This is a genomic window from Streptomyces sp. NPDC045998 (assembly GCF_056430285.1).
The window spans coordinates 304,786-328,263 of the sequence record NZ_JBWKLJ010000001.1 but is presented as its reverse complement, the minus strand read 5'-3'; the positions used below and the strand labels follow the sequence as shown (position 1 = coordinate 328,263).

Below are 23,478 nucleotides of genomic sequence, written 5' to 3'. Positions count from 1 at the left end.
CGTACCCCCCCCCCCCCCCCCCCCCCCCCCCCCCCCCCCCCCCCCCCCCCCCCCCCCCCCCCCCCCCCCCCCCCCCCCCCCCCCCCCCCCCCCCCCCCCCCCCCCCCCTTCTCCCCCCCCCCCCCCCCCCCCCCCCCCCCACCGCCCTGTTCACGCGTCCAGCAGCGGGATCAGCTGCTCCTCCTCGTACCGGAGGTGCTCCTCCAGTTCCTCGATGAGCCGCTCGACCTCCGCGAGGACCCGGGGTCCGTCCGCCTCCTCGTCGGAGACGGCGTCCCGCAACGCGGCGAGCAGCACGGCGATCCGCTCGTGCTCCCGCTTCAGCCGGTCCATCACCGGCGCGAGGCCGGGGTGCGCGGGGTGACGGTCGGCGAGCATCGGGAAGAGCATCGTGTCCTCCCCGGTGTGGTGGTTGTGCAGCCCCTGGCAGAGGGTGAGGCAGTTGACGCGCAGCTGGGTGCCGAGGCCACCGGCGGTCCCGGACTGCGCTATCTCCTTGCGGATGAGGCCCAGTTCGCGCCGGAACGCGTCGTGGACGACCTTGATGGCCTCCCCGAGGGACGCCGCGTTGATGTTCGGCGGGCCGGGGACCTCGTCGAGGGCGACGACGGGGATGACGCGTTCCGTCCTGGCCTGGTAGTCGGCCCACCCGGCGTCGGCCTCCACGGCGCGGGCGAAGGCCCGGTCGCGTGCGTCGCCCGTCAGGACGGTGGCGTCGGCTTCGTACGTGAAGACGCCGCTCTCGACGGTCACACGGGGGTTGGCCAGGAGGTTGTGGTACCAGGCGGGGTGCCGGGGGGAGCCGCCGGCCGAGGCGATGACCAGGACGCGGCCGTCGCCGTCGGGGTAGTAGCCGACGGGGGTGGTGTGGGGCTTGCCGGACCGGGCGCCGGTCGTGGTCAGCAGGAGGAGCCGGGCTCCCTCGAACATCCCGCCGACGCGGCCGTGGTTGGCCCGGAACTCGTCGATGACGGGCTGGTTGAAATCGTTGGGCAAGAGTGTGGTCTCTGCTTTCTGCTCCGGAGAAGACGCATGGGTACGCGGAGGAGGAACACAGAGACGGCGGGGATCTGCCCCGCCCCGGCGTCACGCGGAGGCCGGGTGCCCTACTCGTGTGTGGCCCATGGCCGACCCGGCAGTCACCGCGTCAACGTACCGGCACGTTCTCACCCGTCGCAACGACGAAAACCGGCCAGCAGGCCGGCCACCAGACCGGCCTTCAGCCCAGGTCGATCCGGTCCCCGACCGACCGCGCCCGCGCCGCGTCCACCACGAGCGCCGCGGCCACCGCGTCCTGGACGGCGACGCCGACCGACTTGTAGAGGGTGATCTGGTCGGCCGACGTACGTCCCGGCCTGCTGCCCTCGACCAGCTCGCCGAGCTCGGCGTGGATGTGGTCCGGGGTGATGACACCGTCCCGGATCGGGTAGAGCAGGTCGTTGCTCCCGGCGGGGAACGGCGCCAGCGCGGCCCGCCGCGACTCGACGCAGACGAGCGCGTCGGCGACGGTGGTGTCGTCGATCTCGCGGCCGGCCCGGCTGAACCCGACGGACGCGATGTGCACGCCGGGGGTGAGCCACTCCCGGCGTACCACCGGGTCGACGGGGTGGGTGGCGGCGGCGACGAGGTCCGCGCCGTCGAGCGCGGCGGCGTAGTGGGGCGCGGCGACGACGTCCACGCCGAGCTCCGCCGACAGCTCCTCGGCCAGCACCCCGGCCCGTACCGGGTCCCGCCCGGCCACCCGGATCTCCCGGACCGGCCGCACCCTGCACATGGCCCGGGCGTGGGCACGCGCCTGCACCCCGGTGCCGAGGAGCGCGAGGACCGCCGCGTCGTCCCGCGCCAGCAGCCGCGCCGACAGCGCCGAACCGGCGGCCGTGCGCGCGGCGGTGATGGCGGTCCCGTCCAGCAGCGCGGTCGGCTCCCCGGTCGCCGGGTCAAAGACCACGATCAGCGCCTGGTGCGTCGGCAGCGGCTTCCCGGCGACACCACCGGCACCGCCTGCACCTCCGGCACCTCCGGCCCCGGCCCTGCCTGCCTTCCCGGCCCTCCCCGCCGCTCTCCCGGTGTTGTGCGGGAACACCGACACCAGCTTGCTCAGCAGGATTCCGGCCGACGGCACGAACCCCGGCATGGCGGCGAGGAAGGCGTCCTGCTCGGGCACGACGGCCGCCACCCGGTCGGGCACCGAGGCCCGCCCCTCGCTGAGGTCCACCATCGCCGGGGCGAGCCTGTCGATCAGCGCGTCCATGTCGAGCAGCGCCTCGACCTGCGACCGTCCCAGTAGCAGCATCCGTCCAGCGTCTGTCAGTCCCGTGTCCGGCGGGGAGGCGACACGCCGGACACGGCCCGGCACGCGGGCGGCAGGCCCTCAGGAACCCGTGCGCGCCGCGGCGGCCCGGCTCAGCCGCTCGGCGACGCGCACGGCCGGCGTCGCGCCGTCGGCACCCTCGACGCACACGGCGATCGCCAGGAGGCCGCCGTCGCCGGCGCGGGCGTACGACACGGACCACGCGGCCGCTCCGGCCCCGTCTCCGTCGTCCGACGCCGCCGCGACCCACGCCGTCCGGGACGCCGAGGGCCCCAGCGCCGAGCGCAGCTGGTCGGCGGTCGCCTGTGCGACGACCCGGCCCGGGGCGCCTTCGGCCGCCGGCCGCTGGGTGCTCCCGTCCGCCCGCACCACGTGGTCGACCATCGTCGGTCGGACCTGACCGCCTCCTCCGGCGACGACCGCCATGACCCTCGCCATCTGTACGGGCGTGGCGGTCACTCCACCGAGCCCGTTGCCGGTCGCCGCGAGGTCCGCCTCACCGTCCGCACCGCGCGGGTAGGTGCTCGTGACGGCCCGCACGGGCACGTCGAGGCGGTCGTCGTTGAAGCCGAACGCCTCGGCGGCCTGGGCCAGGGTGTCCTCGCCCAGGTCGGTCGCGACGCGGGCGAAGACGTTGTCGCAGGAGAACCGCAGGGCGGTCCGCAGCGACGCGTTCTCGCAGCGGGCGGGGACGCCGGGGGTGAGGGGGCTGCGGGTCGGGGCGTCCACGGAGCCGTAGAGGTCCTGCTCGACGGCCGCCGCCGCGACGACGAGGTGGAAGGTGTCGCCCGGTGCCACCGCCTGCCGCAGCGCGCGGTTGAGCTTCGGATGGTCCTCGTCGCTCTCCAGCTCCTTCCACGCCTCGACGTCCTTGGGCGCGTTCCCGCTGAAGGTGGCGGGATCGAAGGACGGAGCACTGACCAGGGCCTTGATCCTGCCGCTCTTCACGTCCAGGGCGACCGCGGCGCCCTTGCGCCCGCTCAGCCCGTCGGCGGCGGCCTTCTGCAGCGCGGGGTCGATGGTCGTCACCACATCGCCGGGCGCGCGTCCGCCATGACGGGCGGCCGGCCCGAGTACGTCCTCGTAGACCGCTTCCAGACCGTTGTACGCGTAGGCCGTCGACCGGTACCCGGTGACGGCGGCGTACAACTCCCCGTCGGTGTACGTGCGCTGGTAGGGCACCTTTTCCGACCCGGTCGGCTGCGCTCCCGTGACGGCCCGGCCCGCGACGACGATGTCACCGAGTCCCTTCGGCTGCCCGGCAGCCGGTTTCCCCTCTCCCGCCCCCGCAGAGGGCCGGGGTCCCTCGTCGGCCGTGCATCCCGACAGGGCGGCGGGAAGCAACGCGACGAGGACGGCGAGAGCAGCCGTACGCCGGAGAACCGAAGACATGTTGATCATCCTACGTGCGCCGACTTCCCTGCGAACAGGGCCGGCGACGGAAAGGGATGGTGGCGGAAAGGACGGGCGGCGGAAGGCGGCGGCGAGGAATCCCGGTAAAGGCCTGTCGGGAATCCCGTAAGCCGTGCACCCGTTGATCACCGCAACGGCACACACAGGGAGCGAGAGCGACGATGCCGATACTCTCCACACCGCAAGAGGTCGACGCGTGGCTGACGGAGGCGGGCTGGCACCCGGGCCGCGACGTCGGGGAGCAGGCGGCCGAGGCGATCGCGACGGTGGTGGAGCGGTACCGGACCTACGGCGTGGACAGCCGGCCCTCCGCACCCGCCCTCGCCTTCATCCGGGAGCACGCGTTCCTCAGAGCCGTCCTCGACACGGCACCGGAGAATCGCGCGGTGTTCACCCCGCACCTCGTCTTCAAGGGAGACGCCGAGGAGATCGACGAACTGGCGGGAGAGCTGGGCACCAGGCTCTTCCCCATCGGTTACGACACCTACGATGGCGCGACCCTTCTCATGGACGAGACCGGCCGGTTCTTCTTTTCCCATCACACGGGCGCGTATTACCTGGGCCGCGAAAAGTACGAGGCCTTGATGAAACTGTCGAGCAGCGAAATGGAAGACGCGGAGGACCACTTCGTCCGATCGGCACATGCGCCGAGATGACGCGCCCCCGGATCCAGGGGGTGCCTAGAACGGCGCCCGCGCCGCCTCCATCAGGCGGACGGTGTCGTCGGCGCACAGCCGCAGCGCGCTGCCGACGGTCGTCAGCACCTCGCGCTCGGCCTGGGTGTAGGCGCCGTCCGCGAGGGCGATCCGCGCCCCCTGGAGCAGGATCGACTCGCGGCCTGCCGGGGCGAGGTGCGGGGTGAGCGGCTCCAGCGCCTCGTGGAGCTCGATGGCGAGCGCGGCGCCGCAGGGGCCGTCGGTGTCGGTCACGAAGCGGCCCGTGTCGGCTTCGAGGGCCTCGATGAGCGAGGTGAGGCTGTCGGCGGTGCAGTCCTCGTACCCGGCGGCGCGGACCGTGGAGACGGCGGTCTGCAGGACCGTACGGGATGAGACGCCGCCCGCCGCGAGGACGGCGAGGGCGACGGTGTGGACGGCGTCGCGCAGCATCGCCGAGAAGCGGGCCGTCGTCGGGTGGTCGAGGGCGTCCAGGCCGAAGTGCGCGTGGCAGGCCGCGCACTCGACGACGGGCCCGGCGATGCCCCGCGGCAGCAGCGGAACACCGAAAAGAGTGAACCGGCGGCGGCCGGTGCGGCGCCGATAGTTGCGGTCGCCGCCGCAGCCGGGGCAGAAGAACTCACCGTCACCGATGGTGTTCCACGTGGTGGAGATGGAGCAGATGCGCAATTTCCGGCCGCGTGATCCTCGTGCTGGCAGCACGTCGCACCTCCATCTAGCCTCGGCCACCTTGCCGCGTGGGCGTGATGTTAGCCACATCGGTGATGCCGCGTCAGTACCTCGTCCAGAGAACGCCACCGGACATGGCCGAACCCCGCCCGCTGTCGGCGGGCGGGGTTCGGCGTACGGAAGGGTGCGGGGGTCAGCGCGCGGCGCGGTTGACGGCCGAGATGACCGCCTTCAGCGAGGCACGGGTGGTGTTGGCGTCGATGCCGATACCCCACAGGACCTTGCCGTCAATGGCGCATTCGATGTACGAGGCGGCCTGCGCGGAGGCGCCCTCGCTCATCGTGTGCTCCTGGTAGTCCAGCAGGCGTACGTCGATGCCGATGGACTGGAGCGCGTCGAAGAAGGCCGAGATCGGACCGTTGCCGGAACCGGTCAGGACGACGTCCTGGCCGTCGACGACCGCCTCGACGGTCAGCGTGTCCGTGCCGTCCTTGTCGGTCGTGGTCTGGCCGGAGCGCAGCTGGATGCGGCCCCAGCGGGCGGCGGCGTCGTCCGCGTTGGGCAGGTACTCGTCCTGGAAGACGGCCCAGATGTCCTTCGGCGTGACCTCGCCGCCCTCGGCGTCGGTCTTCGCCTGGATGATCTTCGAGAACTCGATCTGCATGCGGCGCGGCAGGTCCAGCTTGTGGTCGTTCTTCAGGACGTACGCGATGCCGCCCTTGCCGGACTGCGAGTTGACGCGGATGACCGCCTCGTAGGACCGGCCGACGTCCTTGGGGTCGATCGGCAGGTACGGCACGGCCCACTCGATCTCGTCGACGGTCTTGCCGGCCGCGGCGGCGGTGGCCTCCATCGCGTCGAAGCCCTTCTTGATGGCGTCCTGGTGGGAGCCGGAGAAGGCGGTGTAGACCAGGTCGCCCGCGTAGGGGTGGCGGGGGTGGACCTCCATCTGGTTGCAGTACTCGGAGGTGCGGCGCACCTCGTCGATCTGCGAGAAGTCGATCTGCGGGTCGACACCCTGCGAGAACAGGTTCATACCCAGGGTGACCAGGTCGACGTTGCCGGTGCGCTCGCCCTGCCCGAACAGGCAGCCCTCGATGCGGTCGGCGCCCGCCATGATGGCCAGCTCGGCCGCCGCCACCGCCGTACCGCGGTCGTTGTGCGGGTGGACGGAGAGGCAGACGTACTCGCGGCGCGACAGGTTGCGCGACATCCACTCGAACCGGTCCGCGTGCGTGGAGGGCGTGGAGCGCTCCACCGTGGCGGGCAGGTTCAGGATGATCTCGCGGCCCTCCTCGGGCTGCCAGACGTCCATGACCGCCTCGCAGACCTCCAGGGCGAAGTCCAGCTCGGTGTCGGTGAAGATCTCCGGGCTGTACTGGTAGCCGAAGGTGGTCTCGTCGCCCAGGATCTTGTCGGCGTACTCCATCACCAGCCGGGTGCCGTCGACCGCGATCCGCTTGACGTCCTCCTTGGAACCGCGGAAGACGACCCGGCGGAAGACGGGCGCGGTGGCGTTGTACAGGTGCACGGTGGCGCGGTGGGCGCCGCGCAGTGACTCGACGGTCCGCTCGATCAGGTCTTCACGCGCCTGCGTCAGGACGGAGATCGTCACGTCCTCGGGGATCGCGCCCTCTTCGATGATGGACCGTACGAACGCGAAGTCGGTCTCGCCGGAGGACGGGAAGCCGACCTCGATCTCCTTGTAGCCCATGCGCACGAGCAGGTCGAACATCTCCCGCTTGCGGGCGGGGGACATCGGGTCGATCAGCGCCTGGTTGCCGTCCCGCAGGTCGGTCGACAGCCAGCGCGGGGCCTTGGTGATGCGCTGGTCCGGCCAGGTGCGGTCGGGGATGTCGACGGCGTCGTACGGGCGGTACTTGTGGATGGGCATCCCGGACGCCTTCTGGGTGTGCGTCGCGTTGGTGACGGGCGTGGGACGGCCGATCCACTGGGACTGAGACATTGCGTAGGGCTCCTGGGGGTGTCCTGATCTGGGGGTCCCCCATGTCCGAAGGGCTATGGGGGAGGCCGACAGGGTCGAACGCAGCACCAGACTCCGCGGGGAGGGGGTCGGCCTACGACTACAGGCCCTCGCCGCGGCAGCTAAGGAGAAGCAGCCCGAAACGCATGATGCGAAGCAGCCTAGCCGAGGGGCACGGCGGGCGGGGGTCTGTTTCAGTATGCGGGATTCCGCGCTGTAATCACCCAAGCGTGAGGAATCACTCCTTTTCAGGAATCGTCGTCGCACCTCGTGACAGGTGCGTGACGCGCTGCGACATTGCGGAACATGACCACCGCACCTGCCACGCGCACCTCCGGTCCCTCCACCCGCTGCTCATCGGCGTTCTGCTCGGTCGTCCCGCCGCACCTGCTGGACCGGCTGAGCCGCTCCGCCGACCCGCTGATCGCCGCGGCCGCCCGCCGCACCCTCGTCACGGACGCGGCCAACCGCACCGCGCGCCGCCTGACCACGGTCACCGGCGCCGCCGCCGTACCCCGGGCGGCCGACGCGCCCGCCGGCAAACCGCGGCGCACGATCTACGACGCCGAGCACAAGAGCGCGCTGCCGGGCAAGAAGGTGCGCGCGGAGGGCCAGCAGCCGACGGGTGACGCGACCGTCAACCGCGCGTACGCCGGTCTCGGCGCGACCTTCGAGCTGTTCCGGGACGCGTACGAGCGCGACTCGATCAACGGGTCGGGCCTGCCGCTGGACGCGACGGTCCACTACAGCCGGGACTACAACAACGCCTTCTGGAACGGCGAGCAGATGGTCTTCGGCGACGGCGACGGCCGGATCTTCCTCGACTTCACCCTCGCGGTGGACGTCATCGGCCACGAGCTGGCGCACGGCGTCACGCAGTACACGGCGAACCTGGCGTACTTCGGCCAGCCGGGCGCGCTCAACGAGTCGATGTCGGACGTCTTCGGCTCGCTGGTCAAGCAGTACGCGCTCCAGCAGACGGCCGAGCAGGCGGACTGGCTCATCGGGGCGGGGCTGCTGGCCCCGGACGTCCAGGGCGTGGCGCTGCGCTCGATGAAGGCGCCCGGCACGGCGTACGACGACGACGTCCTCGGCAAGGACCCGCAGCCCGCGACGATGGACGACTACGTGCACACGGGTTCCGACAACGGCGGCGTCCACATCAACTCCGGCATCCCGAACCACGCCTTCTACCTGGTCGCCACCCGGCTCGGCGGCAACGCCTGGGAGCGGGCCGGGCGGATCTGGTACGACGTGCTGACCGGTGGCGAGCTAGCGGTGGACGCGGAGTTCGCGGACTTCGCCAAACTGACGGTGGCGGCGGCGAGCGCGCGGTACGGCGCGGGGGGCGCGGAGCACGACGCGGTGACCAAGGCCTGGTCGACGGTGGGGGTGCCGACGGAGTAGACAGGGCCCATGCGGATTCGGGTCACACGCACGGGCGGTTTCGCGGGCATCGAGCGGCGGGCCGAGGTGGACACCTCGGGCCGCCGCGACGCTGCCGAATGGCACACCCTGGCAGAGGCCGCACTGGCCACGGACCGGGGGGCGCCGCCGCCCGGGGTGCCGGACGGCTTCCAGTACGAGATCAGCGTGGACGGCCGTACGGTGCGCTGCGCGGACCCGCACCTGTCGGACGCGCAGCGCGAGCTGGTGAGCCGGGTGCTCCGCGAGGGCGCGTGAGCCCGGCCGCACGCTCCGCGCAGGGCCCGTGACACCCGGCCGGGCGGCTGGTTGCGTGACGGGGTCTCCCCCGCCCAGCCGGGTCTTGCGTCAGAAGCCGAGCTTGCGGAGCTGCTTGGGGTCGCGCTGCCAGTCCTTGGCGACCTTCACGTGCAGGTCGAGGAAGACCGGCGTACCGAGCAGCGCCTCGATGTGCTTGCGGGACTTGGTGCCGACTTCCTTCAGGCGCTGGCCCTTGGGGCCGATGATGATGCCCTTCTGGCTGGGGCGCTCGATGTAGACGTTGGCGTGGATGTCCAGCAGCGGCTTGTCCGCCGGGCGGTTCTCGCGCGGGATCATCTCCTCGACGACGACCGCGATGGAGTGCGGCAGCTCGTCCCGTACGCCTTCCAGCGCGGCCTCGCGGATCAGCTCGGCCACCATGACCTGCTCCGGCTCGTCCGTGAGGTCACCCTCGGGGTAGAGCGGCGGGGACTCGGGCAGCAGCGGGACCAGCAGGTCGGCCACGAGCTGGACCTGCTTGCCGCCGACCGCCGACACCGGGATGATCTCCTGCCACTCCATGCCCAGCTCCGCGCCGAGCCGGTCGATCGCGATGAGCTGCTCGGCGAGGGTCTTGGAGTCGACCAGGTCCGTCTTGGTGACGATCGCCACCTTCGGGGTCTTCTTGATCCCGGCGAGCTCCTTGGCGATGAACCGGTCGCCGGGGCCGAGCTTCTCGTTCGCCGGGAGGCAGAAGCCGATGACGTCGACCTCGGCCCAGGTGGTGCGGACGACGTCGTTGAGCCGCTCGCCCAGCAGGGTGCGCGGCTTGTGCAGCCCCGGGGTGTCGACCAGGACCAGCTGCGCGTCCGGGCGGTGCACGATGCCGCGCACGGTGTGGCGGGTGGTCTGCGGCCGGTTGGAGGTGATCGCCACCTTCTGTCCGACCAGAGCGTTCGTGAGGGTGGACTTGCCCGCGTTGGGACGGCCGACGAAGCAGGCGAAACCGGCCCTGTGGGTGGTTTCGGTTTCTGGATTACGAGCGCTCATAGGGGCCATTCTCCCCGATGCGGGCACCCTCACGTACCGCTGCCCTTCCGCATGGCCAGCGCGGAGGCCATCGCGACCGCGTAGAGGATCACCAGCACGCCCACGATCAGGTCCAGCCAGTCGAACGTTTCACCGCGTGCGGCCGCGGCGGCGGCCCGGACGCCGACGGCGAGGCCGGCCGCGAACAACAGCACTCCGGCGGTTCCCCGCATCGCCCGGGCGGCGGTCGGCCGGCGCTCCTTCAGCAGGTCGCCGGCCGCCCACAGCACGAGCAGCAGCGGGAACACGTCGTAGGGCTGCGGCCGGCCGTCCCCGACGAACCAGTCGACGACGTTGATGGCGACGCCGATGGCGCCGACCCCCAGCACGACCCAGGGGTAGGTCAGGCCCCCGGTCTTCTTCCCGGGCTTCCGCCCGGTGTTCTCGCCGGTCTTCTCACCCGTGTTCTCGCCGGTCTTCTCGCCGGCGTTCTCCCCCGTGCCCGCCATCAGCCGGCGCTCACCGTGGCACGCAGCTCGCCGTCGGGGCCGGCCACCAGCACGGGCGTGGCCGGGCCGCCGAGGTCGCGGACGGCGGCGCGGTCCGCGTCCGAGGCGGCGTCGGCCTCGGTGACGACGGCCGCGGCCTCCAGCGACTTCGCGCCGCTGGCCACGGCCATCGCGACCGCCGTCTGGAGTGCGCTGAGGTTCAGCGACTCCAGCGCGACGGTCCCGGCGACGTACGTGCGCCCCGTCTCGTCCCGCACCGCCGCGCCCTCGGGCACACCGTTGCGGGCACGGGCGCTGCGCGCCAGCGTGATGATCTTGCGGTCCTCGGGGCCGAGGTCGGATGTCGTCTGCGTCATGCCCCGAGGATAAGTCCGCGATCAGCGTCAGCCCTGGGCGGCCTTGGCGAACTTGTCGCCCGCGACCTTGGCGAGGTCGTTGACGCTCTTGCCGGCGTTCGCGGTGCCGGGCAGGTAGATGACCCGGCTCACGCCCGCGCCCTGACGGGCGACGACCACGTTGATCGTGAGCGCCATCTCGCCGCCGAGGTCCATGCTCAGGGCGACGCCGTGGGTCTCCTCGCCGCTCTTCGGCGCGTCCAGCTTCGCGACCTTGATCGTCATGGGGGTGCCCTCCAGCTCCGTGCCGAAGGAGGTGCACTTGTCCGCGGCGGTGCCGGTGGACTTCATGAAGTCCGCGGCGCCGGTGCCGGGGAAGCTCATGATCTGGTGGGTGAGCTGGCTCGCGCCGTTGTCACCACGGAAGTCCTCTTCGGCGCCGATGGTCGCACCGGCGACCTTCTTCTGCAGCAGGTCGGAGAGAGGCTGGCACTCAGGCTTGTCGACCTTGTACGTGGTGTCGTCGCCGGGCTCGGTCGGGGCGTCGGCCCAGCCCTTGGGCAGGTCGGCGACGGCGAGCACGCCCGCCTTCATCTGCGCCTCGGTCAGCGGCTTCGCCGCGGCCTCCGCCGGCTTCTCCGCGGACTTGCCGGGCGCCTCGGAGGACTTGGCCTTGTCGGAGCCGCCCTTGTCCGCGGAGCCACCGCACGCGGCGGTGAAGGTGAGCGTGGAAACGGTGAGCGCGACGGCAGCGCCGCGACGAATGCGGGTACGCATGAAGATGTGTTCTCCCCTTGGGATGTGGATGTTCCTGGGGAGCACGGTTCCCCCCTCCCCGCCGATGATCGGCCGGGCTGAGGATACACACATCGGAGGCAAAGGCTCCGCCTATTTACGAACTGACTTTCGAGAGAACCCACTTCACGGGTGGCCGAGGCGCAGCCGGGTGGCGCGCGGCAGACCCGCGACGACCAGGTCGTACGAGTCCTCGATGAGCTCGCGGAGGAGGCGGTCGGGCAGGCCGGAGACCGTGACGGTGTTCCAGTGGCGCTTGTTCATGTGCCAGCCCGGAACGATCGCGGGGTGCTCCGCGCGCAGCCGTACCGCGATCTCCGGGTCGCACTTGAGGTTCACGGTCAGCGGGCGGGCGTCCAGGGCCGCGAGGGCGAACATCTTGCCCTCGACCTTGAAGACCGAGGTGTCCGGCCCGAAGGGGAAGTCCTCCACCGCGGCGTTGAAGGAGAGGCAGAAGGCGCGCAGCCGCTCCGGAGTCATGCCGCCTCCCGATCCGGTTCCGGCTCCGGGGCCGGCTCGGCGAGGACCGTGACGATCTTGTTGCGGCGGCCCGCCGGGGACTCGGCCGTCAGCCGCAGGGCGCGGCCGTCCGGCAGGTCGACCACGGCGCTCGCCCCGGCGATGGGGACGCGGCCGAGGGCCTTGGCGAGCAGTCCGCCGACCGTCTCGACGTCCTCGTCGTCGTACGCGTCGAGACCGAAGAGCTCGCCGAGGTCGCCGATGTCGAGGCGGGCGGTGACGCGGTAGCGGCCGTCGCCGAGCGGTTCTACGGGGGGCAGTTCGCGGTCGTACTCGTCGGTGATCTCGCCGACGATCTCCTCCAGGATGTCCTCGATGGTGACGATGCCGGCGGTGCCGCCGTACTCGTCGATCACCACCGCGCAGTGGTTGCGCTCCTTCTGCATCTCGCGCAGCAGGTCACCGGCGTTCTTGGTGTCGGGGACGAAGGCGGCGGGCCGCATGGCCGTGGAGACGAGGTCGCTCTCGGCGTCGCGGTTGATGTGGGTGCGGCGGACGAGGTCCTTGAGGTAGACGATGCCGACGATGTCGTCCTCGTTCTCGCCGGTCACGGGGATGCGGGAGAAGCCGGAACGCAGCGCCAGCGTCAGGGCCTGGCGGATGGTCTTGAAGCGCTCGATGGAGACGAGGTCGGTGCGCGGGACCATCACCTCGCGGACGAGGGTGTCGCCGAGCTCGAAGACGGAGTGGACCATGCGCCGCTCGTCGTCCTCGATGAGGGACTCCTGCTCGGCGAGGTCGACCATGGCGCGCAGCTCGGCCTCGGAGGCGAAGGGGCCCTTGCGGAAGCCCTTGCCGGGGGTGAGGGCGTTGCCGATGAGGATCAGCAGCTGCGGGACCGGGCCCATGACGCGGGCCAGCGGCAGCAGGGCGTACGCGGCGGCGGTGGCGGTGTTCAGCGGGTGCTGGCGGCCGATGGTGCGGGGCGACACGCCGACGGCGACGTACGACACGAGCACCATCACGCCTATCGCGACCAACAGCGCGGACCAGGTCTCGGCGAACTCGTTCAGGCAGACGTACGTGACGAGGACACCGGCCGCCATCTCGCAGGCGACGCGTACCAGCAGCGCCACGTTCAGGTACCGGACCGGGTCGGAGGCGACCTGGGCCAGCTTGGCCGCGCCGCGCCGCCCGGCCCGTACCGCCTCGGCGGCACGGAAGCTGGACACGCGCGCGATGCCGGCCTCCGCGCAGGCGGCGAGCCACGCGACCACGACCAGCGCGACCGCGCCGAGGAGCAGTTGGGCGGTCATGAGACGGTCGGCGCCGGGGAGGGGCCGGTCAGGCCCTTCTCCGCCCGCCAGCCGTCGATGATCGCCGCCTGGAGCCCGAACATCTCCACCTTCTCGTCCGGCTCCTCGTGGTCGTAACCGAGCAGGTGCAGCACGCCGTGGACGGTGAGCAGCTGGAGCTCCTCGTCCATGGAGTGCTGCGTGGGGGCGTCCTGGCCCTGCTTGGTGGCGACCTCGGGGCAGAGCACGATGTCGCCGAGGAGCCCCTGCGGGGGCTCCTCGTCGTCCTTGGACGGCGGACGCAGCTCGTCCATCGGGAAGGACATCACATCGGTCGGGCCCGGCAGGTCCATCCACTGGATGTGGAGCTGCTCCATCGCCTCGGCGTCCACCAGGATCACCGAGAGCTCGGAGAGCGGGTGGATGCGCATGCGGCCCAGGGCGTAGCGGGCGACGTCGAGGATCGCCTGCTCGTCGACCTCGGTGCCGGACTCGTTGTTGACGTCGATCGACATGGTGCTGGTGTGCTACTTCCCGTTTTGGTTGTCGTACTTCTCGTACGCGTCGACGATACGGCCGACGAGCTTGTGCCGGACGACGTCGTTCGACGTGAGCATTGAGAAGTGGACGTCGTCCACCCCGTCCAGGATCTCCCGGACCTGGCGGAGACCGCTCTTGGTGCCGCCCGGGAGGTCGATCTGGGTGATGTCACCGGTGATGACGATCTTGGAATCGAAGCCGAGCCGGGTGAGGAACATCTTCATCTGCTCAGGGTTCGTGTTCTGCGCCTCGTCGAGGATGATGAACGCGTCGTTGAGCGTCCGGCCGCGCATGTACGCCAGCGGCGCGACCTCGATCGTGCCCGCCGCCATCAGGCGGGGGATCGAGTCGGGGTCGAGCATGTCGTGCAGCGCGTCGTACAGCGGCCGCAGGTACGGGTCGATCTTCTCGTAGAGCGTGCCGGGCAGGAAGCCGAGGCGCTCGCCCGCCTCGACGGCCGGCCGGGTCAGGATGATCCGGGTGACCTGCTTGGACTGCAGGGCCTGGACGGCCTTCGCCATGGCCAGGTACGTCTTGCCGGTGCCCGCCGGGCCGATGCCGAAGACCACGGTGTGCTTGTCGATGGCGTCGACGTACCGCTTCTGGTTGAGCGTCTTGGGGCGGATGGTACGGCCGCGGCTGGAGAGGATGTTCTGGGTGAGGACCTCCGACGGCGTCTCGACCCCCCGTCCCCCCGTCTCCTCCTTGAGCATGGCGATGGAGCGTTCCACTGCGTCCTCCGTCATCGGCTGCCCGGTGCGGAGCACCAGCATCATCTCGTCGAACAGGCGCTGGATCAGGGCGACTTCCGTCGCGTCGCCGACCGCGCTGATCTGGTTGCCCCGGACGTGGATGTCGGCCGCCGGGAACGCCTTCTCGATGACGCGCAGCAGCGCGTCGCCGGAGCCGAGCACCGTCACCATGGGGTGCTTGGCAGGCACGGTGAAGTGGGCTCGGACCTGGTCCTGGTCTGTGGGTGTGTGAGTCATGGGCCGGCTCTCTGGCCTGCACATACCTCCTGCTGCAGGGTTCTCGCCGATCGAGACCCTCTGGACTGTCCAGCGTACGTCGTGCGACTGACAGGTCCGAAGGCTTTTCCCGTAACCCCGTCCCCGCTCCGACCCCACGCTGTCCCTGCCCCGTCCCCCGGCCGCCATTCCCGTCCGCCGGCCGCCGTTCAGGTCGGGCGGCGGAAGCCGATCGTCGGCACGGCCCGCCGCAGCGGCCAGGGCCGGATCGGGGCGGGGAGCAGGGACTCCAGGAACGCGTACCGGCGCAGCGCCTCGGGGTCCTGGTCGCCGCACTCCTGTACGTACTCCCACCAGGCCGCCACCTCCACCCAGCCCGGCGCGGAGAGCGACCCGCCGAACTCCTGCACCGACAGGGCGGCGGTCAGCCCGGCGAAGGCCAGCCGGTCGGCGAGCGGCCAGCCGGCGAGCGTGCCGGTCACGAACCCGGCCACGAAGACGTCTCCAGCGCCGGTCGGGTCGAGCGCCTCCACCTCGATGGCCGGCACCTCGGCGGTCTCCCCGCTGCCGGAGTCCACGGCGTACGCGCCCTCCGCGCCGAGGGTGACGACCGCGAGCGGCACCTTGTCGGCGAGCGCGCGGGCGGCGGCGCGGGGGCAGGAGGTGCGGGTGTAGCGCATCGCCTCCTCGGCGTTGGGCAGGAACGCCTCGCAGTGCTCCAGGCCGGGCAGGGCCGCGAGGTCCCAGCGGCCGGTCTCGTCCCAGCCGACGTCGGCGAAGATCCGGGTGGCGTGGCGGGCCGCTTCGGCGACCCACGGCTCGGGGCGGCCGGGTACGAGCGAGGCGACGGCGGCACGCGCGCGGGGCGGGTACTCCGGCAGGTGCCCGAGGGCGGCCTCCGGGGGCGGGGCCTCGTGGCCGTGGGAGACCATGGTCCGCTCGCCCTCGTACGCCATGGAGACGGTGACCGGGGAGTGCCAGCCAGGGACGGTGCGCGACCGGGAGAGGTCGATGCCCTCGCCCTGCTCCAGGGCGTCCCGGCAGTAGTCGCCGTAGTGGTCGTCGCCGAAGGCGGCGGCGAGGGAGGTGCGCAGGCCGAGGCGGGCGAGGGCGGTCGCCATGTTGGCGACGCCGCCGGGGCTGGAGCCCATGCCGCGGGCCCAGGTCTCGGTGCCGCGCACCGGGGCGGAATCGAGGCCGGTGAAGATGATGTCGAGGAAGACCGTGCCGGTGAGGAAGACGTCGCACGCGGGATCACCGGGGGCGCGCAGGGGGGCCAAGGGGTCGACGCCGGCCGTGTGTTGTCGCTGCTGCTGCTCTCCTCTGGGTGTGGTCACTGCGGGCTCCCCGGTCGCGGTACGGACGTGGCCAGTGTGCCTGAACCCGGGCGGTCGGCGGGGGTGAAAGACGCGCCGAGAACCACCCTCTTTACCCGGCTTCCCGGCCTCCAAACAGATTGTGATGCAGATCACATATACATGGCTTCTCGCCCGCGTCGCCCGCTTGATACAAATTGGCGCGCGTTCCCGTGCGCGTTCCGCTTCCCCGCGACGTTTCGTACGACGTTCCCCTACGACGTTTCCGTGCGACGTCCGCTTCCGTGAACCCGTGGACAGACACGAGCGCTCTCCCCTCGCTTCGCTCCCCCTCCCCCTCCCGCCTTTCTGTCCGCTGGAACGCCCATGCCCCCGCGCCCGCGCGCCCCGTGGCCCCTCGTCGCGCTCTTCACCGCCGGCTACCTCGCCTCGTACCTCCTGCCGACCGTCGTCGGCCGCCTCTCCGCCGGACTCGGCCTCTCCCCCGCCGAGGCCGGGCTCGTCGGCTCGACGCTGCTTCTGTGCTCCGCCACCGCCGGGTTCACGCTCGCGGCCCGCGTGGAGCGCTACGGTCCCCGGCGCCTCGCCCGGGCCGGCCTGGCGCTGGCCGTGGCCGGCTACGGCGGCGCGGCCCTCACCTCGTACGTCCCGCTCGTCGTGGCGGGCGCCGCGGTCGGCGGCTTCGGCTCCGGTACGGCCCTGGCGGTCGCCGCGGCCGGGATCGCGGGCCGACCCGACCCGCACCGCACGTCCACGCTGGGCCTGCTGTCGGTCTCGGCGACGGCGGGCGCGCTGTACCTGACACTGCCGCACCTGGGCGGCGGGCACGTGCTGCCGTTCGCGTCGCTCGCGCTCGCGGCGGCGGCGGTGTGGCCCGCGACGTCCCGGCTGGAGGCCGGCCACGACACCGGTGAGGTACGCGAGGAGAGCGCGCCGCTGCCGCGCCTGTGGGCCGGGGTGGTGCTGGCGGCCGCGATGGTGTGCTGGTCGATGGCGCAGAACGCCCTGTGGGGTGTCAGCGGCCGCATCGGCCTCACCCAGGCGGGCCTGAGCGAGGTCACGGTGGGCGCGGTCTTCGCGGCCGCCCTCGGCGCCGGGCTGCTGGGCGTCACGACGGCCGGGGCGCTCGGCTCCCGGCTCGGCCGGGCGGTGCCGATCGGCCTGGGCACGGTCGCCATCGCGGGCTGCATCGCGCTGAGCTCCTCCGCCGAGGGGCTGGCGTCCTTCGCGACCGGCGAGATCCTGTGGAACGCCTGCTACCCGGTCGTCCTGTCGTACGTGATCGGCCTGGCCGCGTCGCTGGACCCGCGCGGCCGCTGGGCGGTGCTCGTCGGCTCGGCGTCCTCGCTGGGCACGGCCTGCGGCCCGGTCACCGGGAGCCTCCTGTCGGAGGCGGCGGGCTACCCGGTCATGGGCCTGGTCCTCGGCGGGCTCCTGCTGCTGCTCGCCGTGCCGATGACCGCCGTGGCCCTGCACACCGCGGGCCGCCCGCTGGTGCCGGGCGCGATCCGGCGCCGGGGCGGCGCGCCCGCGGCCGTGGTCGCGGCCACCGCGGCGCCCACGGCGCTGGCGCCCCAGGTCGGCGCCCCGGAGCAGCCGGTCGCGGAGATCCCGGTCGCCGACCTGGCCGACCTGCGAGGGCCGGCCGCCGCGACGCAGCGGGCCTACGGCCTCGCGGAGTCGACCGCGTCGGCCGATTCGGGCGAGCCGAAGTCGTACGCCTCGACCTCGGCGAGGTAACGCGCCCTGCGCTCCTCGTCGTGGTCGAGGAAGGACGCCGTGAAGGAGTTGCGGGCCAGCTCGCGCAGCTGCTCCTGGTCCAGGCCGAGGGCCTCGTGGACCGCGTGGAAGGTGTCGCCGACGTAGCCGCCGAAGTAGGCGGGGTCGTCGGAGTTGACGGTGACCAGGAGCCCGGCCTCCAGCATCCGCTTCAGCGGGTGCTGCTCCAGGATGTCGATGGCGCGCAGCCGTACGTTCGACAGGGGGCACAGCGTCAGCGGCACCCGCTCCCGCGCCAGCCGCTCCATCAGCTCCGGGTCCTCCACCGCGCGCAGCCCGTGGTCGATCCGCTCGACGCCGAGCACGTCCAGGGCCTCACTGATGTACGCCGGCGGGCCCTCCTCGCCCGCGTGCGCGACCTTCCGCAGCCCGAGCGCGGCGGCCGCCTCGTACACCTCGGCGAACTTCGACGGCGGGTGGCCCACCTCCGCCGAGTCCAGCCCGACGCCCGCGATCCGGCTCAGGTACGGCTTCGCCGCCTGGAGCGTCTCCATCGCGGACTCGGCCGGCAGGTCGCGCAGGAAGCACATGATGAGCTGCGTGGAGATCCCGTGCCGCTCCTCGCTGTGGTCCAGGGCCCTGGCCAGCCCCTCCACCACCGTGCCGAGGGGGATGCCGCGGTTGGTGTGCGCCTGCGGATCGAAGAAGATCTCGGCGTGGCGCACGCCCTGCGCGGCGGCGCGCGCCAGGTAGGCGTCGGCGAGCTCGGCGAAGTCGTCGGCGGTGCGGAGCACGGCCATCAGCCCGTAGTACAGGTCCAGGAAGGACTGCAGGTCGCTGAAGAGGTACGCCTTGCGCAGCTCCTCGGTGTCGGCGTACGGCAGGGTGATGCCGTTGCGGGCGGCGAGGGCGAAAGCGAGCTCGGGTTCGAGGGTGCCTTCGATGTGGAGGTGGAGTTCCGCTTTGGGGAGGGGTGCCATGGTGCCTGCCTGCCTCGATCACTTTCCGGGAGTCTGCGCAGCGTAACGCGCGGCAGGTCACGCATCGTGCTCGTCGGCGTACTCCATGGGCGGGTGGGCGAGGCTGAGGCAGGCCTCGTACGTGTCGGCGTCCGCGCTATCCGCGTCGCCTCCTCTGCATCCGGCGGACCTTGATGAAGAGCAGAGCCGCGAGGAAGCCCGCGATGTTGACCGCGACGAGTGCCGCGATGATCGACCAGAGTTGGTTCATGGATCCCCCGGTGGTTGGCGGTCTCGAGTGGCTCACCCGTCTCCGGGCCGTGCGGGTGCCGGACCGGCGTGAAGCCGGGAGTGGCGGCCGATGTAGCCGACCGTGAGTGGACGACACGTGTAGACGATCGCGGCCCCCAGGAACAGGCCGGCCGCCACTACCCACTGACCCGGCGTCACGGTCTCCTCCATGATGGCGGCCCACCAGTAATAGCGAGGTTCTGAAGGCGGGTAGCCGAAGACCATGCTGGCGAGGGTCAGTGCGACGGGTGGCACCCAGGCCATCGCCGGACCGGCCAGACCGACCGTGACGACGGCCAGCGCCGCATGCAGCAGAAGGTTGCGGACGCCGGCTTGCCAGGTGATCGCTGGAGCCACGAGCTGACCGGCGCTGACCGCGAGGCAACCTGCAGTGGTCAGAGCCAGCAGCCAACCGAGCCGCGCGGGCAGCAACCGCCGAGGCTCCGGCAGGGGAACGCCGATGGCGCTGCCCGTGCCGACGCCGACGGCGATGCCTGCGATGACGGGTACGAGCAGCAGCAGCGATACGGGCGTCTCGAACAGCAGAAAACCCAGGCTCTCGATCAGCGCCTGCGCCCCGAGGAGTGAGAGCAGGCCACTGATCAGGAGGAGTACCGCGGCGGGACGGGTCGGATGGACCCCGGCCCAGGCGCGTACGAGGTGTGCACGAGCGCTCATGCGCCTTCCAGCTCGCAGTCGGCGTAGTCGTTCATGATCTTCTCGGTTTCGGCGGGCGTCAGGAGGCGCGGCTGCACGGGGAACTCGGCGGGGTCGACCTTGATTCCGGCGGCGTGCATGAGCGTGAAATAGAGGGAGAACTCGCGTTCCCAGTACTTCTGTCCGGGGCCGGGCTCCTTGTACATCGCCGTGCAGTGCAGAGGCCGGATCAGGTTCGAGGCGACGTCCTGGATGGACACCGTTCCGGACGCATAGGCCTCCGCGGGGATTTCCAGGCCGACCCGGCCGGAGTCCGACACCTGGTACGTCCGGCTCAACTCGTCGATGCGCCGGGGCACGAGCGCGGTGTGGCCGGCTTTGCCGGCGGCCTCGGTGAGGGTGCGCACGTGCTGGATGACCTGACCCCGGAAGCGCTGGTGCTCCGGATACATGCAGACGGTCGGTCCGGCGTCCTCGGTACAGGCGGTGGGGGCGTCGGCCTTCTCGGTCAGTCGTTGGTCCGGCAGCGCGTACTGAGCGCCCATGACGAGAACGACGACGCCTGCGGCCAGCACCGTGCCGACGACCGTGAGGACACGGCGGCCCGATCGCAGCGTGACCGGCAGGATCAGCATCGCCGCTCCGGTCAGCGCGAACAGCACGGCCTGCGAGAGCAGGTAGCCGGCGGTGTATTCGTAACCGAGGCGGGAGACGGTGGCACCGCCGAGAGAGAGGGGCTCGAACCGGCCGGTGCTGCCCTCCCCCAGCACGTAGATGAGGGTGAAGGAGCCGATGGCGCCGATGGCTCCTGCCACCAGCGGGCCGGCCAGACGTCCGATCGCCGACCCGATGGCCACGTACCAGCAGACCGCCAGGCACTGCACGACGACCGCGCCGATCAGCCCGGGCCACTGCGGGGTGCCGTGCAGGCCGCTGATGACGAGTCCCACGGCGATGACGAGAACGTGCACCGCCAGCACGGGGACGATGCACCAGGCAGCGGCGCGAAGGTAGGGGCGATGCGGATGTCGCACGGCAAGCACCAGATGGATGCTGCCCGTCTTCGACAGTCGCGCGGCGTCGACCGCTGCCGCGCCGGCGAGGAGCGGGCCCACGATGAACAGGGAGATGGCGAACCAGTCCACCGTCCACAGCGGCTCCCCTCGCCAGGGCATGCCGCGCTGGAAGAGATTGACCACTTCCAAGGCGATGACGGGGAGTACGACCCAGGGGCCGATGAGCGTCTTGAGGGCATAACGAAGCCGGAGCGTCATTCTGGAGCCCCCATCAGAGTCGCGATAGCACGTTCCAGATCGGTGTCCCCTGGCGCTTCGGGGTCCGATTTGCCTTCGAGAGTCGGTACGTCGCCGTCGAAGACGACCGTGCCGCCGTGCAGGATGATGACGCGGTCGGCCAGCCCGCGAATGTCTTCGACCAGGTGGGTGGAGACGATGACGACGCGCCCGGCGGCGAGAGAGGAGATCGTCTCCCGGAGCGCGATGCGCTGACGCGGGTCGAGTCCCACCGTGGGCTCGTCCAGGAGCAGCATCACCGGATCGTGGATCAGCGCCTGAGCGATCCCCAACCGCCGCGCCATACCACCCGAAAGAGTGCGGATCTTGCTTGTTCTGCGTTCGGTGAGGTTGGTCTGGGCGAGGACTTCGCGCACAGCCTCGTGCCGCCGCTTCGCAGGGATCTCGTGGACCCAGGCGACGTAGTGCAGGAACTCTTCGCACGTTGCCCCCGGAGGCATCTCGGGCTCCTGGGGAAGGTAGCCCAACGCCGGGGCACGCTCGGTGTCACCGCCTGCCTGCAAGGTCACCGTGCCGGCCGTGGGCTTCTCCAGGCCGGCCGCGAGTCGAAAGAACGTCGACTTTCCCGCGCCGTTCGGCCCCACCAGGCATGTCACCCCGTCAGTGACCTCCAGGGACAAAGGACCCAACTGGAAGCTGCCCCCATGGTCTTTGACCAACTCGTCACAGCTCAAGCGATGAAGACTCACTGCTCTCCCGTTTCTCCCGTAGCCCGCCAACGGGCCATGACACACCTCTCCGCCCGCCTCGACACCCGGCGCGAGTCTTCGGCGCGTGCGGCAGCGGCGTGTTCGAGGTGTCGGTCCTGCCGAGACCGGTCTGGGCCGGCCCTGCACAGAGGACCGGCCCAGACCATGACGGATCAGTACTTGTCGCCGCCGTCGGTGTACGACCAGCCGGTCGCAGGATCGGTACGGTACGGGATGTCCAGACGGGCGCGGACCTTGCCGCGCGCGTAGTCGGCGTCGCCCGACACGCCCGTCGAAGCCGACTTGTAGACGTACGACCTGCTGCTGTGGTGTCCGGTCTCGGCACTGGCGTGGTCCCAGTACTTCTGGGTGCACGTCATGTACTTGCTGGCCTGGTAGCAGTACCCGGCGTTGACCTGCGTGCCCAGCTCGACATAGACCTTGTGGTCGTCGGCGTTCGAGAGCTTGGTGTAGCTCATGACGATCGAGCGGGTGCCGTTGGAGGTGTTGGCCACCTTCCACGTGCCGTACGCGTAGCCCGTGCTGCCGTAGCCGGTCACCTTGAGCGGGGTGCTCGAGGTGTTCCACGTCCGCTCGGCACCGAGCGCCTGAGCCGCCGTGGGCAGCGCTGCCACCGCGAGCGCCGCTATGAGGCCCGCCTCCACAGCCCGTCTGAGAACACCGGAGCGCTGTGCTTGAGCCATTTCTCCCCCAAGGGTTGGTCTTCCCTCGTGCGACCAACAGAACAGCCGAACATCCTGCCGACCGCGTTGACGACCCCGAAACTACAGCCGGCAGTCGGATGCGAACAGAGATCGACGTTTCCTTGAGCAACATCTGAGCTACGCAAAGTGACTGAATCCTTCACGCGGGCAAGAATCGGACTTCTGGCAGCACCTCAGGGCCCAGAAAGTGTCCGGAAAGTAGCGTCCGTCCGCCCGCAGGGCGGGCCGTCAGGCGGACGGGCGTGAGCGGACACGACCTTCTAGCGCTTGGGCAGGGGCACCCGGACGAGGTCGTGGGCGACGGTCAGCTCGCCGTCGAAGCCGGCCGCGCGGGCCTGGGGGGCGAAGACGGCCGGGTCGCCGTAGCGCTGCGAGAAGTGCGTGAGGACGAGGTGGCGTACACCCGCCTCGCGCGCCACCGAGGCCGCCTGGCCGACGGTGAGGTGGCCGTGCTCGATGGCGAGGGACTCGTCCTCGTCGAGGAACGTCGACTCGATGACGAGCAGGTCGCAGCCCTCGGCGAGCGCGTACACGCCGTCGCACAGCCGGGTGTCCATGACGAACGCGAACTTCTGCCCGCGCCGCACCTCGCTGACGTCCTCCAGGCGTACGCCGCCGAGCAGGCCGTCGCGCTGGAGGCGGCCCACGTCAGGGCCCTTGATGCCGTGCTCGGCGAGCTTGGCGGGCAGCATGCGGCGGCCGTCGGGCTCGGTCAGCCGGTAGCCGAAGGACTCGACGGGGTGCGACAGGCGGCGCGCCTCGAGGGTGAAGGCGCGGGTCTCGGCGAGCACGCCGTCGTCGGCGACCGGTGCCTCTGTCAGCCGCACGGTCTCCCGGTAGGCGGTGGCGTACCGCAGGCGGTCGAAGAAGCGCTGGCCGCTCGCCGGGTAGTGCGCGGTGACCGGGTGCGGGACCTTGTCGAGGTTGATGCGCTGGATGACGCCGGCGAGCCCGAGGGAGTGGTCGCCGTGGAAGTGGGTGACGCAGATCCGGTTGATGTCGTGCGCGGCGACCCCGGCGCGCAGCATCTGGCGCTGGGTGCCCTCGCCGGGGTCGAAGAGCAGGCCCTCGCCGTCCCAGCGCAGGAAGTAGCCGTTGTGGTTGCGGTGGCGGGTGGGCACCTGGCTGGCGGTGCCCAGCACCACGAGTTCACGGACCGACAT

Annotated in this window: 24 protein-coding genes; 4 read left to right on the top strand and 20 right to left on the bottom strand. The window is 71.3% G+C overall.

Features of this window, described 5'->3' with window-relative positions; all coding sequences use genetic code 11:
- Positions 1-150 precede the first annotated feature (150 nt).
- The 3 genes from AC07FJ_RS01420 to AC07FJ_RS01410 all read right to left on the bottom strand — a co-directional run bounded on the left by AC07FJ_RS01420 (position 151) and on the right by AC07FJ_RS01410 (position 3,703).
- On the bottom strand, positions 151-996 hold the full coding sequence (locus tag AC07FJ_RS01420) for a nitroreductase/quinone reductase family protein (protein WP_479044079.1): 846 nt from the start codon (positions 994-996) through the stop codon (positions 151-153).
- A gap of 223 nt (positions 997-1,219) precedes the next feature.
- The gene (locus AC07FJ_RS01415) at positions 1,220-2,293 is read right to left on the bottom strand and encodes an ornithine cyclodeaminase family protein (protein WP_479044077.1); all 1,074 of its coding nucleotides are present in this window, start codon (positions 2,291-2,293) and stop codon (positions 1,220-1,222) included.
- Between the two features lie 78 nt (positions 2,294-2,371).
- The gene (locus tag AC07FJ_RS01410; protein ID WP_479044074.1) at positions 2,372-3,703 is read right to left on the bottom strand and encodes a penicillin-binding transpeptidase domain-containing protein; all 1,332 of its coding nucleotides are present in this window, start codon (positions 3,701-3,703) and stop codon (positions 2,372-2,374) included.
- 182 nt (positions 3,704-3,885) lie between these two features.
- Here AC07FJ_RS01410 and AC07FJ_RS01405 point away from each other — a divergent pair, with 182 nt between their 5' ends.
- Positions 3,886-4,380, top strand: coding sequence for an SUKH-3 domain-containing protein (locus tag AC07FJ_RS01405; protein ID WP_479044072.1), 495 nt, complete (start codon positions 3,886-3,888; stop codon positions 4,378-4,380).
- A 24-nt stretch (positions 4,381-4,404) separates the two neighbouring features.
- Here the strand turns inward: AC07FJ_RS01405 and AC07FJ_RS01400 are convergent, their stop codons facing one another.
- Positions 4,405-5,100 (bottom strand): TerB family tellurite resistance protein, encoded by a 696-nt coding sequence (locus tag AC07FJ_RS01400; RefSeq protein WP_479044070.1) that lies wholly within the window; start codon positions 5,098-5,100, stop codon positions 4,405-4,407.
- Positions 5,101-5,260: 160 nt separating this feature from the next.
- A complete protein-coding gene (leuA, locus tag AC07FJ_RS01395; protein WP_479044068.1) occupies positions 5,261-7,033 on the bottom strand; it encodes a 2-isopropylmalate synthase in 1,773 nt (590 codons plus the stop codon).
- A 324-nt stretch (positions 7,034-7,357) separates the two neighbouring features.
- Between leuA and AC07FJ_RS01390 the strand changes: the two genes are divergently transcribed.
- Complete coding sequence (locus AC07FJ_RS01390; RefSeq protein WP_479044066.1) at positions 7,358-8,458, top strand: M4 family metallopeptidase; 1,101 nt, start codon at positions 7,358-7,360, stop codon at positions 8,456-8,458.
- A 9-nt stretch (positions 8,459-8,467) separates the two neighbouring features.
- Positions 8,468-8,734: a protealysin inhibitor emfourin gene (locus tag AC07FJ_RS01385; RefSeq protein ID WP_479044064.1), complete on the top strand. Its 267-nt coding sequence runs from the start codon at positions 8,468-8,470 to the stop codon at positions 8,732-8,734.
- Between the two features lie 90 nt (positions 8,735-8,824).
- On the opposite strand, the gene era is transcribed toward AC07FJ_RS01385, so the two are convergent.
- The 9 genes from era to AC07FJ_RS01340 all read right to left on the bottom strand — a co-directional run bounded on the left by era (position 8,825) and on the right by AC07FJ_RS01340 (position 15,983).
- Positions 8,825-9,775 (bottom strand): GTPase Era, encoded by a 951-nt coding sequence (gene era / locus AC07FJ_RS01380; protein WP_468291156.1) that lies wholly within the window; start codon positions 9,773-9,775, stop codon positions 8,825-8,827.
- Between the two features lie 20 nt (positions 9,776-9,795).
- Positions 9,796-10,254 (bottom strand): hypothetical protein, encoded by a 459-nt coding sequence (locus tag AC07FJ_RS01375; RefSeq protein ID WP_479044062.1) that lies wholly within the window; start codon positions 10,252-10,254, stop codon positions 9,796-9,798.
- Entirely contained in the window at positions 10,254-10,610 is a 357-nt protein-coding gene (locus AC07FJ_RS01370) for a cytidine deaminase (RefSeq protein ID WP_361413693.1), read from the bottom strand. The genes AC07FJ_RS01375 and AC07FJ_RS01370 overlap by 1 nt, the downstream gene beginning before the upstream one ends.
- A gap of 27 nt (positions 10,611-10,637) precedes the next feature.
- On the bottom strand, positions 10,638-11,366 hold the full coding sequence (locus AC07FJ_RS01365) for a hypothetical protein (protein WP_479044060.1): 729 nt from the start codon (positions 11,364-11,366) through the stop codon (positions 10,638-10,640).
- Positions 11,367-11,510: 144 nt separating this feature from the next.
- A complete protein-coding gene (locus tag AC07FJ_RS01360) occupies positions 11,511-11,864 on the bottom strand; it encodes an MmcQ/YjbR family DNA-binding protein (protein ID WP_361413688.1) in 354 nt (117 codons plus the stop codon).
- On the bottom strand, positions 11,861-13,159 hold the full coding sequence (locus AC07FJ_RS01355; RefSeq protein ID WP_479044057.1) for a hemolysin family protein: 1,299 nt from the start codon (positions 13,157-13,159) through the stop codon (positions 11,861-11,863). Before AC07FJ_RS01355 ends, AC07FJ_RS01360 begins: the two co-directional genes overlap by 4 nt.
- Positions 13,156-13,653, bottom strand: a complete 498-nt coding sequence (gene ybeY / locus AC07FJ_RS01350) for an rRNA maturation RNase YbeY (RefSeq protein ID WP_361413683.1) — start codon at positions 13,651-13,653, stop codon at positions 13,156-13,158. The genes AC07FJ_RS01355 and ybeY overlap by 4 nt, the downstream gene beginning before the upstream one ends.
- Positions 13,654-13,665: 12 nt before the next feature.
- The gene (locus tag AC07FJ_RS01345) at positions 13,666-14,667 is read right to left on the bottom strand and encodes a PhoH family protein (RefSeq protein ID WP_361413680.1); all 1,002 of its coding nucleotides are present in this window, start codon (positions 14,665-14,667) and stop codon (positions 13,666-13,668) included.
- A gap of 188 nt (positions 14,668-14,855) precedes the next feature.
- Positions 14,856-15,983, bottom strand: a complete 1,128-nt coding sequence (locus AC07FJ_RS01340; protein ID WP_479044055.1) for a carbohydrate kinase family protein — start codon at positions 15,981-15,983, stop codon at positions 14,856-14,858.
- A 345-nt stretch (positions 15,984-16,328) separates the two neighbouring features.
- On the opposite strand from AC07FJ_RS01340, the gene AC07FJ_RS01335 reads away from it, so the two are divergent.
- The gene (locus AC07FJ_RS01335) at positions 16,329-17,702 is read left to right on the top strand and encodes an MFS transporter (protein ID WP_479044053.1); all 1,374 of its coding nucleotides are present in this window, start codon (positions 16,329-16,331) and stop codon (positions 17,700-17,702) included.
- Here AC07FJ_RS01335 and AC07FJ_RS01330 read toward each other — a convergent pair.
- The 6 genes from AC07FJ_RS01330 to AC07FJ_RS01305 form a co-directional block, all read right to left on the bottom strand.
- Positions 17,627-18,661, bottom strand: coding sequence for an adenosine deaminase (locus tag AC07FJ_RS01330; protein WP_479044050.1), 1,035 nt, complete (start codon positions 18,659-18,661; stop codon positions 17,627-17,629). The two genes, AC07FJ_RS01335 and AC07FJ_RS01330, sit on opposite strands and share 76 nt — an antisense overlap.
- A gap of 282 nt (positions 18,662-18,943) precedes the next feature.
- Positions 18,944-19,609 carry a hypothetical protein gene (locus AC07FJ_RS01325; RefSeq protein WP_479044048.1) on the bottom strand — a complete coding sequence of 222 codons (666 nt, stop codon included), beginning with the start codon at positions 19,607-19,609 and terminating at the stop codon, positions 18,944-18,946.
- On the bottom strand, positions 19,606-20,733 hold the full coding sequence (locus tag AC07FJ_RS01320; RefSeq protein WP_479044045.1) for a hypothetical protein: 1,128 nt from the start codon (positions 20,731-20,733) through the stop codon (positions 19,606-19,608). The genes AC07FJ_RS01325 and AC07FJ_RS01320 overlap by 4 nt, the downstream gene beginning before the upstream one ends.
- Before the next feature lie 125 nt (positions 20,734-20,858).
- Positions 20,859-21,575, bottom strand: a complete 717-nt coding sequence (locus AC07FJ_RS01315) for an ATP-binding cassette domain-containing protein (RefSeq protein WP_479044042.1) — start codon at positions 21,573-21,575, stop codon at positions 20,859-20,861.
- Between the two features lie 188 nt (positions 21,576-21,763).
- On the bottom strand, positions 21,764-22,294 hold the full coding sequence (locus AC07FJ_RS01310; RefSeq protein WP_479044040.1) for a hypothetical protein: 531 nt from the start codon (positions 22,292-22,294) through the stop codon (positions 21,764-21,766).
- 281 nt (positions 22,295-22,575) lie between these two features.
- Positions 22,576-23,478 carry a ribonuclease Z gene (locus AC07FJ_RS01305; RefSeq protein WP_479044037.1) on the bottom strand — a complete coding sequence of 301 codons (903 nt, stop codon included), beginning with the start codon at positions 23,476-23,478 and terminating at the stop codon, positions 22,576-22,578.